General features: G+C 73.9%; 12 protein-coding genes. 4 read left to right on the forward strand and 8 right to left on the reverse strand.

Annotated features, from left to right (window positions below; translation table 11 throughout):
* Positions 1 to 59 precede the first annotated feature (59 nt).
* Together C8046_RS03165 and C8046_RS03170 are read right to left on the reverse strand one after the other, a co-directional pair.
* Positions 60 to 1109, reverse strand: a complete 1050-nt coding sequence (locus C8046_RS03165) for a GNAT family N-acetyltransferase (protein WP_109228219.1) — start codon at positions 1107 to 1109, stop codon at positions 60 to 62.
* Positions 1110 to 1194: 85 nt separating this feature from the next.
* Positions 1195 to 3321, reverse strand: a complete 2127-nt coding sequence (locus C8046_RS03170) for a DNA gyrase/topoisomerase IV subunit B (protein WP_109228220.1) — start codon at positions 3319 to 3321, stop codon at positions 1195 to 1197.
* A gap of 133 nt (positions 3322 to 3454) precedes the next feature.
* Here C8046_RS03170 and C8046_RS03175 point away from each other — a divergent pair, with 133 nt between their 5' ends.
* Entirely contained in the window at positions 3455 to 3667 is a 213-nt protein-coding gene (locus C8046_RS03175) for a DUF7455 domain-containing protein (RefSeq protein WP_109228221.1), read from the forward strand.
* A 104-nt stretch (positions 3668 to 3771) separates the two neighbouring features.
* Here the strand turns inward: C8046_RS03175 and C8046_RS03180 are convergent, their stop codons facing one another.
* Positions 3772 to 4161, reverse strand: coding sequence for a DUF5997 family protein (locus C8046_RS03180; protein WP_109230705.1), 390 nt, complete (start codon positions 4159 to 4161; stop codon positions 3772 to 3774).
* A gap of 79 nt (positions 4162 to 4240) precedes the next feature.
* Between C8046_RS03180 and C8046_RS03185 the strand changes: the two genes are divergently transcribed.
* Positions 4241 to 5113, forward strand: a complete 873-nt coding sequence (locus C8046_RS03185) for a LysR family transcriptional regulator substrate-binding protein (RefSeq protein WP_199224377.1) — start codon at positions 4241 to 4243, stop codon at positions 5111 to 5113.
* A gap of 4 nt (positions 5114 to 5117) precedes the next feature.
* Here the strand turns inward: C8046_RS03185 and C8046_RS03190 are convergent, their stop codons facing one another.
* From C8046_RS03190 to C8046_RS03205, 4 genes are all read right to left on the reverse strand, one after another.
* Positions 5118 to 6518 (reverse strand): RNA polymerase sigma factor, encoded by a 1401-nt coding sequence (locus C8046_RS03190; RefSeq protein ID WP_419183572.1) that lies wholly within the window; start codon positions 6516 to 6518, stop codon positions 5118 to 5120.
* Positions 6519 to 6713: 195 nt separating this feature from the next.
* Entirely contained in the window at positions 6714 to 7100 is a 387-nt protein-coding gene (gcvH, locus tag C8046_RS03195; protein ID WP_109228222.1) for a glycine cleavage system protein GcvH, read from the reverse strand.
* A 20-nt stretch (positions 7101 to 7120) separates the two neighbouring features.
* Entirely contained in the window at positions 7121 to 7504 is a 384-nt protein-coding gene (locus C8046_RS03200) for a universal stress protein (protein WP_109228223.1), read from the reverse strand.
* A 53-nt stretch (positions 7505 to 7557) separates the two neighbouring features.
* Positions 7558 to 8763 carry a DUF4192 domain-containing protein gene (locus C8046_RS03205; RefSeq protein WP_109228224.1) on the reverse strand — a complete coding sequence of 402 codons (1206 nt, stop codon included), beginning with the start codon at positions 8761 to 8763 and terminating at the stop codon, positions 7558 to 7560.
* A 178-nt stretch (positions 8764 to 8941) separates the two neighbouring features.
* Here C8046_RS03205 and C8046_RS03210 point away from each other — a divergent pair, with 178 nt between their 5' ends.
* Positions 8942 to 10069, forward strand: a complete 1128-nt coding sequence (locus C8046_RS03210; protein ID WP_109228225.1) for a polyprenyl synthetase family protein — start codon at positions 8942 to 8944, stop codon at positions 10067 to 10069.
* A 42-nt stretch (positions 10070 to 10111) separates the two neighbouring features.
* On the opposite strand, the gene C8046_RS03215 is transcribed toward C8046_RS03210, so the two are convergent.
* Positions 10112 to 10489 (reverse strand): Rv2175c family DNA-binding protein, encoded by a 378-nt coding sequence (locus C8046_RS03215; protein WP_109228226.1) that lies wholly within the window; start codon positions 10487 to 10489, stop codon positions 10112 to 10114.
* 89 nt (positions 10490 to 10578) lie between these two features.
* Between C8046_RS03215 and pknB the strand changes: the two genes are divergently transcribed.
* Entirely contained in the window at positions 10579 to 12576 is a 1998-nt protein-coding gene (pknB, locus tag C8046_RS03220) for a Stk1 family PASTA domain-containing Ser/Thr kinase (protein ID WP_109228227.1), read from the forward strand.
* Positions 12577 to 12611 lie beyond the last annotated feature (35 nt).

Genomic DNA, 12611 nt, shown 5'->3' on the forward strand with positions numbered 1-12611 from the left:
GCCGATCGCCCGGCGGCGGTCGGCCGGGGCGGGATCGGCCGCCTCCGCGTCGAGGAGCCCTACAGCTCGATCGTGTAGAGCGCGGACCCGCGGGTGGCGGTGTACCCCAGCCGCTCGTAGAGCCCGAACGCACCCGTCGGGTTGTCCGTGTCGACGCCGAGGCCGGCGTACTGGACGCCGGAGGCGGCGTACGCGCGCATGGCCGCGCCGAGCAGCGCCGTCGCCACGCGCCGACCGCGCCAGTCGCGGCGCACGCCGAGCAGGTCGGTGTAGCCGACCGTGTAGCCGAGCGCGTCCCAGTCCTGCTCGTAGCGGCCGGAGATGAGGTAGCCCGCGATCCGAGTCCGGTCGGTGGAGCGGTCCATCACGATGAAGCTCCACTCCGGGGCGAAGTGCGCGTCCCCCTCCTTCCACGTCTCGGGGGTCTGCGGCTCCGAGCCCCAGTGGTCGGCGAACGCCTCGTTGTGGGCCTGGCGGATGTGGTCGTCCAGCTCCTCGGTCCACGGCTCGAGCGACAGCGACCCGTCCAGCGGGGTCGGCGCCGGGACCGGAAGCGAGAGGTCGCGACGCATGTCGGTGTAGTAGCGCAGCGGCGCGAACCCGGCGCGGCCGAGCAGGTGGGCGTGGTCCGTCATGCCGTCGTCGACGTACGTCGCGATGCGCATGGGCACGTCCTTGCCGGTGGCCGCCAGGGCCTGCCGAGCGCGATCCACCTGCCACGTGAGGATCTCGGTGCCGAGGTGGTCGCGGCGCGCCGACGGGTGGACACCGCCGCCGAGGAACGCGCGCACGATGCGCTCGTCCCCGGGGAGGACGCGGACGCGGCCGTAGGCGACCAGCTCGCCCCCGTCGGTGACGGCGGCGAGGGTGTTGGACTCGGGGTCGCGGTCCGCGCCGTCGAACAGCGCCTCGTCGAGCTCGGCGGGCGTGGTGCGGTAGGGCGGGTCGTCGATGTTCTCGCAGGCGGCCACGAGGGCGCCGAGCGCCGGCACGTCGGACCGGCGCAGGGGGCGCCAGGTCAGGCCGGGACGGGCCGGGGGCACGGTGGCGACGGCGGGCGGCGACACCCGTGTCGACAGAGTCCCCTCGGCGGGATCGGGCGTCGTCATGGCTGTGAGCCTACGGGAGCAGACCCCGCCGGAGGCTCGATCCGGCGCCCGGGGAGGCGAACATCACGCCCACGACCGTCCGCGCTCAGGCGTCGATCCGGTCGCGGTCGAGACCCGCCGCGCCGGCCACGATGAAGTCCTTGCGCGGTGCGACGTCGTTGCCCATCAGCAGGTCGAACACGTTCTCCGCCCGGGCGGCGTCGCTCATCGTCACGCGGCGCAACGTGCGGTGCGCGGGATCCATGGTCGTCTCGGCGAGCTGGTCCGCGTCCATCTCCCCCAGGCCCTTGTAGCGCTGGATCGGCTCCTTGTACCGCTTGTTCGAGCGGTCGAGGCGCGCGAGGTTCTTGTGCAGCTCGGCCTCGGAGTACGTGTAGATGAGGTCGCCGGGCTTGCCGCCCGAGCCGTACGTCTCGATCCGGTGCAGCGGCGGCACCGCGGCGAACACCCGTCCGGCGTCGACCAGCGGTCGCATGTAGCGGAAGAAGAGCGTGAGCAGGAGCGTGCGGATGTGCGCGCCGTCGACGTCCGCGTCCGTCATGAGGACGATCCGGCCGTACCGGGCGGCCTCGAGGTCGAAGGAGCGCCCCGACCCGGCACCGATGACCTGGATGATCGCCGCGCACTCGGCGTTGGCGAGCATGTCGGCCAGCGAGGCCTTCTGGACGTTGAGGATCTTGCCGCGGATCGGCAGCAGCGCCTGGAAGTTGGAGTCACGCGCGGCCTTGGCCGTGCCGAGCGCGCTGTCCCCCTCGACGATGAACAGCTCCGACTGCTCGACGTCGTCCGACCGGCAGTCGGCCAGCTTGTCGGGCAGCGAGGAGGTCTCCAGCGCGTTCTTGCGGCGCGAGATCTCCTTCTGGGTGCGGGCGGAGACGCGGGCGCGCATCTCCCCCACGACCTTCTCCAGCAGCAGCGCGGCCTGGGCCTTCTCGGTGCGGGCGGTGCTGGTGAGGATCCGGGTGAGCTCGTTCTCCACGACCTTCGCCACGACGGCGCGCACCGGTGCGGTGCCGAGCACCTCCTTGGTCTGCCCCTCGAACTGCGGCTCGGGCAGACGCACGGTGACGACGGCGGTCAGCCCCGCGACGACGTCGTCCTTCTCGATGCGCTCCTTGCTGTTCTTGCCGGTGACCTTGAGGCGCCGGGCGTTGAGCTCGATCTGCTTGCGCACGACCTTCAGCAGCGACTGCTCGAACCCGGTGACGTGGCTGCCGCCCTTGGGCGTGGCGATGATGTTGACGAAGGAGCGCAGCTCCGTCTCGTAGCCGATCCCCCACCGCAGCGCCACGTCGACCTCGCAGGTGCGGGTGACCTCGGCGGCCACGAGGTGACCCTTGCCGTCGAGCTGCTGGATCGTCTCGTTGAAGTCGCCGGAGCCGCGCAGCAGCCAGGTGTCGGTCACCGGGGTGTCCTGGCCGAGGAAGTCGACGAAGTCCGCCGTCCCGCCGTCGTGCCGGAAGGTCTCCTCGACGGGTCCCTCGGCACCGGGGGTGCCGGGCAGGCGGCGCTCGTCGCGGATCACGAGGGTGAGCCCCGGCACGAGGAAGGACGTCTGGCGGGCTCGCGTGACGAGCTCGTCGTAGGAGAACGTCGCGGACGTGGGGAAGATCTGGCGGTCGGCCCAGTACCGGATGCGCGTCCCGGTGCGGCCGCGCGGCACCTTCCCGACCACCGCCAGCTCCGACCCGTCCACGAACGGCGTGAACGGTGCCTCGGGGCCGGGCTCGCCCGAGCCATCGGCGAAGGTGCCAGGCTCACCGCGGCGGAAGGTCATCCGGTGCGTCCTGCCGCCGCGGTCGACCTCGACGTCCAGGCGGGCGGACAGGGCGTTGACGACGGAGGCGCCCACGCCGTGCAGGCCGCCGGAGGAGCCGTAGGACCCGCCGCCGAACTTGCCGCCGGCGTGCAGCTTGGTGAAGACGACCTCGACACCGGACAGGCCGAGCTTCTCGACGGTGTCCACGGGGATGCCCCGGGCCTGGTCGCGGACCTCGACGGAGGAGTCCGGGTGCAGGACGACCTCGATGCGGTCGCCGTGGCCGCCGAGGGCCTCGTCGACCGCGTTGTCGATGATCTCCCAGACGCAGTGCATGAGGCCGCGGGAGTCGGTCGAGCCGATGTACATCCCCGGCCGCTTGCGGACCGCCTCCAGCCCCTCGAGCACGGAGAGGTGGCGCGCGGTGTAGGAGGACTCGGCCGTCGTGGTCACGTGGCCATGCTAGGTCGAGGCACCGACATCGCCGCCGAGGCGGGGCCGGTCGTCGCCCAGATCACTGCCGACACGGCTACGCGGTGAGCGAACCGTGCCGCTCGAACCCCGCGGGCGGTGGTTGTATGGATGCGTGACCACCACGACTGCCGACCAGCTGACCGTCTCCGACCGGTGCGACCGGTGCGGCGCGCAGGCCTACGTCCGCGTGACGCTCGAGTCGGGCCAGCTCTACTTCTGCGCCCACCACGGCCGGGCGCTCACCCCTGCCCTCACCGATATCGCCGTCGAGATCCTCGACGAGTCCGACCGCCTGCTCGCGACGAGCTCGCCGGACGCTCGCTGACGCGAGGCGATCTCCCTCACACCGCAACGCCCGGCCGCGCCTCGCGCGGCCGGGCGTTCGTGCGTCCGGGGATGGTCGGGTGCTGCGGGGTCGTGCCGCCGGGCTCAGTCGCCCGCGGGCGGCTCGGCGGCCTTCGCCGCCTGGGCGGCCTCGGCGCGCTGCTGTGCGAGCCGGGCCTCCTCGCGCCTGACCTCGGCGAAGCCGGCACGCTCCTCGCGCAGCCACTGGGGCGGGTCGTCCTGCAGCTCCGCGATCTCGGCGGTCGTCAGCGCCTCGGTGATGCCGCCGCGGGCCAGGCCCGAGATGGACACGCGGAGCCGGGCGGCGACGACGGGGCGCGGGTGCGGGCCGTTGGCCCGGAGCTCCTGGAGCCACGCGGGCGGGTCCTGCTGCAGGGCCACGAGCTCGTCGCGCGTCACGACGCCCTCCTGGAAGGACTCCGGGGTCGCCGGGAGGTACACCTCCAGCTTGCGGGCGGCGGTGGTCGGCTTCATGGTCTGCACCTGACGGGTCACCCCGCCACGATAGGCGACGCACGAGGTCTGTGCGCACCGCCCCGACTACGCTGACTCGGTGGACAGCAACGACACCCTGCGCCTGCTCATCGTCCCCGGCGTGAGCCCCGGGCGGTGGGTGAGCACGTGGAAGGAGCGCCACCGCGCGCCGATCGAGGTCGAGGTGGCGGACGCCTCCGCCGCCGAGCAGCGCCTCCTGGGCGGCGACGGCGACGCGGCCTTCCTGCGCCTCCCCGTGACGGACGACACGCTCGCCGTCATCCCGCTCTGGGTCGAGGAGAGCGTGGTCGTCGTGCCGAAGGAGGACGAGCTGAGCCTGCTGGAGCGGCTCTCCCCCGCCGACCTCGCCGAGCACGTCGTCATCGTCGCCGGCGACGACGTCCTGCACTGGGCCGACGGGCCGGGCACGGCGTTCACGGGTGTGGTCCCCGCGACGGCCGCCGACGCGATCGAGCTCGTCGCCGCCGGGGCCGGTGTGACGGTCGTCCCCGCATCCCTCGCTCGCGCCCACACGCGCAAGGACGTCGTGGCGGTTCCCCTCGTCGAGGGTCCGACGTCGCAGGTCGGGCTCGCCTGGGTGCCCGTCGACGGCGCCCCGACGCCCGCCGTCGACGACCTCATCGGCATCGTCCGCGGTCGGACGGCCAACTCCAGCCGCGGCCGGGACGCGCAGGTGCCCGCGGAGCGACCGACCGCGAAAGCCAAGGCCGCGCGTGCCGAGAAGGCGGCCAGGGCCGCCGCGGCGCGCGGCGGGCGGCGGCGGGTCGCGGGCGCGCCCGACGCCCCGGTGCCCCCGGCTCCGGAGGCCGCGGCCAGGGCGGCTCCGGACGTCGTCGCACCGGACGCTGACGCCGCGGCCACCGGCCGGCACCTCCCCCGAGAACGACGACGCCCCCGGCACCGTGCGGTGCCGGGGGCGTCGTCGTGGTGACGGCTCAGTCGAGGTAGTCGCGCAGGACCTGCGAGCGCGAGGGGTGACGCAGCTTCGACATCGTCTTGGACTCGATCTGACGGATCCGCTCGCGCGTGACGCCGTAGACCTTGCCGATCTCGTCCAGCGTCTTCGGCTGGCCGTCGGTCAGGCCGAAGCGCATCGAGACGACGCCGGACTCGCGCTCCGACAGGGTGTCGAGGACCGCGTGCAGCTGCTCCTGCAGCAGCGTGAAGCTGACCGCGTCGGCCGGGACGACGGCCTCGGAGTCCTCGATCAGGTCACCGAACTCGCTGTCACCGTCCTCGCCCAGCGGGGTGTGCAGGGAGATCGGCTCGCGACCGTACTTCTGGACCTCGACGACCTTCTCCGGCGTCATGTCGAGCTCCTTGGCGAGCTCCTCGGGCGTGGGCTCGCGGCCCAGGTCCTGGAGCATCTGCCGCTGGACGCGGGCGAGCTTGTTGATGACCTCGACCATGTGCACCGGGATGCGGATGGTGCGGGCCTGGTCGGCCATGGCGCGCGTGATCGCCTGACGGATCCACCAGGTGGCGTACGTGGAGAACTTGTAGCCCTTGGTGTAGTCGAACTTCTCGACGGCGCGGATCAGACCGAGGTTGCCCTCCTGGATCAGGTCCAGGAACAGCATGCCGCGGCCGGTGTAGCGCTTGGCGAGCGAGACGACGAGGCGGAGGTTGGCCTCAAGCAGGTGGTTCTTGGCGCGACGTCCGTCGGCGGCGATCCACTCCAGCTCGCGCCGGATGTGGAACTCCATCTGGCCGCCCTCGCCGAGCTTCTCGTCGGCGAACAGACCGGCCTCGATGCGCTTGGCGAGGTCGACCTCCTGCTCGGCGTTCAGCAGGGCGACCTTGCCGATCTGCTTGAGGTAGTCCTTGACCGGGTCGGCCGTGGCGCCGGCCGTGACGACCTGCTGCGCCGGGGCGTCGTCGTCGTCGGCGTCGGAGTAGACGAAGCCGCTGGTGGACTCCTCGTCCTCCTTCTCACCGGCCTTCTTCTCGGCGCCGTCGGCCGTCGTCTCGGTGGCGTCGGCCTCGGTCTCCTCGACCTCGACCTCCTCGGACTCGGTCTCCTCAGAGGTCGACCCGGCGGCGGCCTTGGCCGTCTTCGCCGTCGTGGTCTTCGCTGCGGCCCGCTTGGCGGGCGCGGCGGCGGTCTTGCGAGCGGGCGTCTTGCGCGCGGGCTTGGCGGGGGTGGTCGACTCGTCCGCGGCCTCGGCGGGGGCGTCGACCGACGGCTTCGCCTTGGCGCGGGAGGCGGTCGAGGTGCGGCGCGCCGTGGTGCGCGCGGGCTTGGCCTCGCCCGACTCGTCGAGCGTGGACGTCGCAGTGGGGGTGCTGACCGACACGTAGAACCTTTCGGCAGAGGGCAGCGCGAGGAGGAGGATTGACCGTCCTGCGCTGGTACATGGTACTCGGCCGACTCGGGCCCCCGACGCGCTCAGGGCACGCCGTCGGTGGGCTCTCGTCAACCACTCATCACAACGCCCGTCGAGCGCGCGTTGTTCCCACCACCACGAACTTCTTTTCCGCCAGGCTCCGGACACGTCCGGCCGGCCGGAGACGACCGGCTCGGAGGACCGTCAGCTCAGGGCGTCGACGTGCGCGGCGTAGGCGCCGGCGTCCAGCAGGTGCGAGACGTCGGGCTCGGCGACCTGGAGACGGAACAGCCAGCCCTGGCCGAACGGCTCGGTCCCCGCGAGCTCCGGCTCGCCCTCGAGGCTCTCGTTCACCTCGACCACGGTCCCCGTCAGCGGTGCGAAGAGCTCGGAGACGGACTTGTGCGACTCGACCTCGCCGCACACGGCCCCGCTCGTGATCTCGGTGCCGACGGCGGGCAGCGCGACGTAGACGACGTCACCCAGCTGCTCGGCGGCGTAGGCGGTGATGCCGACGGTCGCCACGTCGCCGTCGAGCGAGACCCACTCGTGCTCGGGCGTGAAGGAGAGGTCCTGGGGCAGGGTGGTCACGAAGGGCTCCTCGATCGGGTTCAGGCCGACTTGACGGCCAGGACGGGCGTGGTGGCGTCGAGCAGGATGCGCTGGGCGTTCGAGCCGAGGATCAGCTCGCCGACGGGTGAGCGGCGGCGCAGACCGATGACGATCAGCTCGGCGTCACTCGCCTCGGCGGCATCGATCAGGTCGTCCGCGACGTCGCGGCCCCGCTCGACCTGGCGCACCTCGTACCCGAGACCCGCCTCGTCCAGGACCGTCCGGACGTGCTCGAGGCTCGCCTCCAGGACGGCGGTGTCCTCGCCGCGACGTTGGCTCACGAGGACGATGAGGCGGGAGGAGCGACGAGTCGCCTCGGTCATCGCCGCGTCCAGCGCGGCGGCACCCTCCGCTGTGGCCAGGTACCCGACGACGATCGTCACGCGTTGCCTCCTCGGCTGCTGACCGGCGGGACGCGCCGGCTTCCTCCTGGAGGTTAGTGCACGACGGCGGTCCGCGAGGCCAGACGGTGCGTGAGGGGCCGTCGTCCCGGCGCGCTCCCGTCCCGTCCGCCGGCCTCGCCGACCCGCCACCCCGGCACGCGCGCGAGCTCAGCGGGCCGCCCTGACCCAGCTCGGCGCGAGGCCCTGGTCCAGGGCGCGCTCGACGAGCAGCGCGAGTCGGTCGGACTCGCGGAGCGCGAGGGCCTCCCGCGCGTGCACCTGGCCCTGGGCACCGTCCCCGCACCACCACGAGACCCAGGCGAGCACACCGAGCAGCCGACCCCGCCCGGCGCCGTCGCACAGCCGCGCGGCCGCGGCCAGCGAGGCACGGGCTGCCGTGCTGCCCTCGCGGTCGGGGGCGTCGCGGCGTCGCCGAACATGTCGTCCAGCACCCGGCAGAGCTCGTCCTCCGACCCGGCGGTCCGGGCCGTGAGCACGCCGGTCATCACGGCGTCGCGCACGACGAGGTCGCGCATCGCCTCGGCCACCGCCCCCAGCTGCTCCGGCGACGGGTCGCCCCGCCGGAGCACGGCCAGCCCGGTGGCCACCCGCGTGCGCTGCCAGCCCGCGGTCCTGCCCTCCCGCGCGGCCCGCGCGCGACGCCGCCGCTCCTGCCGGGCGCTGCGTGCGAACGCCTCCCGGCGGCCGACGTCCGCGTCCCTCCCGACCCCGAGGTCCTCCCGCCGGGAGACCGGCGCCGACCCGGCGAGCACCATCGCCGCGCCGATGCGCGTCGTGCCCAGCAGCTCGAGCTCGTGCCCCTCGGTGGGGCAGCACCGCTCGTCGTCGCACCGCAACGAGGAGTAGGCGTCGCCGGCCACCACCCACACGTCGGTGACGGGGGTGCGCGCACCGAGCGCGCGCTCGAGCGATCGGGCCGCTGCCTCGAGCGCCGTCGACCGGCGCGCCTCGGCCAGCGGGAGATCGGTGTAGAGCACCACGAACACGCCGGCGGCACCGTCCGCGCGGAGGTGCTGGGTCAGGCCGGCCGCGACGTCCCGCGCCTGGGGACCGTCGAGATCGGCGAGGTCGACGCGCGCGACGAGCCCGATGCGGCCGCGCGGAGGCCGGAGCGAGAGCACCACGAGCGACGCGGTCGGGGTGAACCCGAGGGCGTGGGGCACGTAGGCGAGCACCTCGCGCGCCTCGTTGACGCGGATGACGGGCGGCTGGGACCTCGGGACGGGCTGCGCGGACATCGTTCCTCCTGGGTGACGACGCCGGCCACCCCGGCGTTCGCTCCCATCGCACCCGTCCGTCGCGTCGCGCGGGAGGGCGTTCGGACGATCCGTGCAGACGATGACCGGTCGAGTCGCTGGGGACAGTCCACGGCCGCGCCCCGCCGCGGGTCGGGAGCCGCTCGCCTAGTCTCGAACCATGTCGTCGACACCCTCCACCCCTGGCCACCTCGCAACCCTGCGGACGCTCGTCGACGAGGCGGTCGCCGCCACCTTCGACCCGACCCGGCAGGAGGTCGCCGCGGCCGGGCCCGAGGGTCGGCTCGTCGTGGACGCCGCGGAGCGGGCGGCGCGCGGCGGCAAGCGCCTGCGCGCGCTCCTGTGCCTGGCGGCGGCGCGCGCGTGCGGCGCCGAGGAGCCCGGGCCCGGCTCGGCCTCGATCGGGGCGGCGGCGGCCCTGGAGCTGTTCCAGGCGGCCGCACTGGTGCACGACGACCTCATGGACGCCTCGGACACGCGCCGCGGCGCCCCCTCGACGCACCGCTTCCTCGAGATCACCGGGTACCCCGACTCCCCGGGCGCCATCGCCGCCTCCGGCTCCGACGACCGCGCGAGGTTCGGGGAGTCCGGCGCCCTGCTGGTGGGCGACCTGCTGCTGACCATGAGCGCGACGACGCTGCACGCGGCCGTGCTGCCGCTGGACCGGGAGACGGCGCGCGGCGCCCTGGCCACCTACTCGGCGATGGCGAGCGAGGTCGCCGTCGGGCAGTACCTCGACCTCCTGGCCTCGCACGCACCCTGGGAGGCCGACAGCGACGCGGACCTCGACCGTGCCGAGCGCGTCATCCACGCCAAGTCGGCGCGCTACTCCGTCGACCTCCCCCTGCGGCTCGGCGGCGTCCTCGCCGGGGCGGACGCCGACCAGCTCGCCTGGCTCTCCGCCCTGGGCAGCGACGTCGGCACGGCCTTCCAGCTGCGCGACGACGTGCTGGGGGTCGTCGGGGACCCGGCCGTGACCGGCAAGCCCGCCGGGGACGACCTGCGGGAGGGCAAGCGCACCGTCCTGGTGGCGCTGGCCTACCGCGAGGCGGACGAGGCTGACCGCGAGCTGCTGCGACGGGGGCTCGGCGACGCCGACCTCACCGAGGACGCGGTCGAGGAGCTGCGTGCCGTCCTGGCCCGCACGGGGGCGCTGGCGGCCGTGGAGGCGCGCATCGACGCCCTCGCCGCCAGGACCGCCGCGCTGGTGGACTCACCGCCCGCGGGGATCGGTGACGTCGGCGACCTCCGGGCGCTCCTCGAGGCGGCGGTGCGCCGGACGTCGTGAGCTGGCCCGGCGCCGGCAGGGCGTCCTGGCCGGCAGGGCGTGCTAGAAGGCGAGCCCCTGGGCCGCGCGACGCGCGGTCGAGATGCGACCCGAGCGGAGGGCGTCGATCGGCGCCTCGCCCAGGGTCTCCTCGACGGTGAAGAGCCAGCGCAGCGTCTCCAGCTCGTTGTAGCCCGAGTCGGCGAGCTGCGTCAGGCTGCCGCGCAGCGGCACGAGGACCTCGTCGTGGCCGGGGCGCTCCGGGTCCGGGGCGAGGAACGCCTCGGGCACGGCCAGCGCCTTGTTCTCCCCGACGCGGAACGCCAGCAGCCGCCCGTCGCGCACGAGCGAGCGCACCTGACGGTCCGGCACCCCCAGACGCGTCGCGACGTCCGGCAGAAACACCCATGCGGGGACGAGCCCCTCCCATTCACGATCCACCCCGTGAGCCTAGCCCGCGCCGGGACCGGACGCTCCGACGCGCGCGGCGGTCCCGGTCGGGCGGCCCCCTCCCCGGTAACCTGTCAGCGATGAGCGCCGTGACCTCCGACCCGCTCGTCGGCCGAACGGTCGACGGCCGCTACGACGTCCTCCGACGCATCGCGCGCGGCGGGATGGCGACGGTCTACCTCGCCAGCGACCGCCGCCTGGAGCGGCACGTCGCCCTCAAGGTCATGCACCCCCACCTCGCCGACGGGGCCGACGTCGTGGCCCGGTTCCGCCGCGAGGCCCGCGCCGCCGCCCGGCTCGCGCACCCGGGCATCGTCGCCGTGCTCGACCAGGGCGTCGACGGCGAGACCAACTACCTGACGATGGAGTTCATCGCCGGGCACACGCTGCGAACCGAGATCGCGGGACACGGCTCGCTCCGCCTCGGTCGCGCTCTGGAGATCACCTCGGCGGTGCTGGACGCGCTCGCCGCCGCCCACCGCTCGGGCCTGGTGCACCGCGACGTGAAGCCCGAGAACGTCCTCCTCGGCACCGACGGCCGCATCAAGGTCGCCGACTTCGGGCTCGCGCGCGCCGTCAGCGAGGCGACCGTCGCGAGCACGGGCACCCTGCTGGGGACCGTCGCCTACCTCTCCCCCGAGATCGTCAGCTCCGGTGAGGCGAACGCCTCGGCCGACGTCTACGCCGTCGGCGTCGTGCTGTACGAGATGCTCACCGGCGAGCCGCCGTTCACGGGTGCGACACCGATCCAGGTCGCCTACCGCCACGTGCACGAGGACGTCCCGGCGCCGTCGGACGCCGTTCCGTGGCTGCCGATGGAGGTCGACGAGCTGGTCGCGACCCTCACCGCGCGAAGCACCGACGTCCGACCCGCCGACGCCGGCGTCGCGCTCGAGCTGGTCCGCCGCACGCTCAACGGGCTCGATGCCCGGGCCAAGGCGCTGCGCGCCGACGTGGCCGGCCGCCCCGAGCTCCTCGTCCCCGTCGTCGCCCTCGAGCACGAGCTGGAGCGGCTCGGTGCCGATGACGACGTCGAGTCCGACGCCGACGTCACCCGGGCGCTGGACCGGGGACCCGGCACGGGCACGATCGCGCTGCCGATCGGTGCGGTGGGGCGCCAGGAACCCTCCCCAGGCGCCACCGCGTCCGTCCCCGCCGCGCCCCGCCGCCGTCGCCGTCGCGGCCTCGCGTGGTTCCTCAGCATCCTCATCCTGCTGCTCGCGACCGGCGCCGTCGGCGCCTGGTACTACCTGCTCGGTCCCGGCAGCCCGGTCACGGTGCCCGACGTCGTCGGCAGCGAGCTGGAGGAGGCACGGGCCGAGCTCGGCGAGCTCGAGCTCGAGCTCGCCTCGACCGACGCGTTCGACGACGTCGCCCCCGCGGGCACCGTCATCACCGTCGACCCCGACCCCGGCACCAGCCTCGCGCGCGGCGAGACCGTCGACGTCGTCGTCTCCCTCGGCGTGGAGATGCTCGAGGTGCCGACGCTCGTCGACCTCACCCGCGAGGCGGCCGAGGCCGAGATCCTCGAGGCGCGGCTGACGCCCGCCGAGGAGGTCGTCGAGCAGACCGACCGCGACGTCCCCGCCGGCGTCGTGCTCGCCAGCGAACCCGCCGCGGGCGAGAGCGTCCCGCACGACTCCGAGGTCGTCCTCACCGTCTCCAGCGGACCGGCCGAGGTCACCATCCCCGACAACTACGTGGGGAAGGAGTCGGAGCTGGTGACGACGGCCCTGGCCGAGCTGCTCGACGTCCCCGACACCGCGATCACGCTGACCGAGGTGTTCTCCACCGAGGTCCCGGCCGGCATGGTCATCTCCGTGTCGCCCGCGCCCGGCTCCGTCGTGCCCCAGGGATCGGGCGCGAGCCTCGAGGTCTCCAAGGGCCCCGAGCTGTTCGAGATCCCGAACGTCCAGGGCCGGCAGTACGGCGAGGCCGAGCAGATCCTCGAGGACGCGGGCTTCACCGTCGAGCGCAACAACGTCCTGGGCGGCTTCTTCGGAACGGTCCGCTCGCAGGACGTCGCCCCCGGCGAGATGCGGGCGCGGGGCACCCTCGTCACGCTCACGGTCGTCTGACCCGGCGAGAGCCTTCAGCCGCGCCGACCGACCAG

Source organism: Serinibacter arcticus (genome assembly GCF_003121705.1).
Classification (GTDB): domain Bacteria; phylum Actinomycetota; class Actinomycetes; order Actinomycetales; family Beutenbergiaceae; genus Litorihabitans.

Excerpts from the sequence above, each read along its gene's own strand:
- C8046_RS03165 (WP_109228219.1), bottom strand. The coding sequence starts at position 1,109 with ATGACGACGCCCGATCCCGCCGAGGGGACTCTGTCGACACGGGTGTCG.
- C8046_RS03180 (WP_109230705.1), bottom strand. The coding sequence starts at position 4,161 with ATGAAGCCGACCACCGCCGCCCGCAAGCTGGAGGTGTACCTCCCGGCG.
- C8046_RS03205 (WP_109228224.1), bottom strand. The coding sequence starts at position 8,763 with ATGTCCGCGCAGCCCGTCCCGAGGTCCCAGCCGCCCGTCATCCGCGTC.
- C8046_RS03210 (WP_109228225.1), top strand. The coding sequence starts at position 8,942 with ATGTCGTCGACACCCTCCACCCCTGGCCACCTCGCAACCCTGCGGACG.
- pknB (WP_109228227.1), top strand. The coding sequence starts at position 10,579 with ATGAGCGCCGTGACCTCCGACCCGCTCGTCGGCCGAACGGTCGACGGC.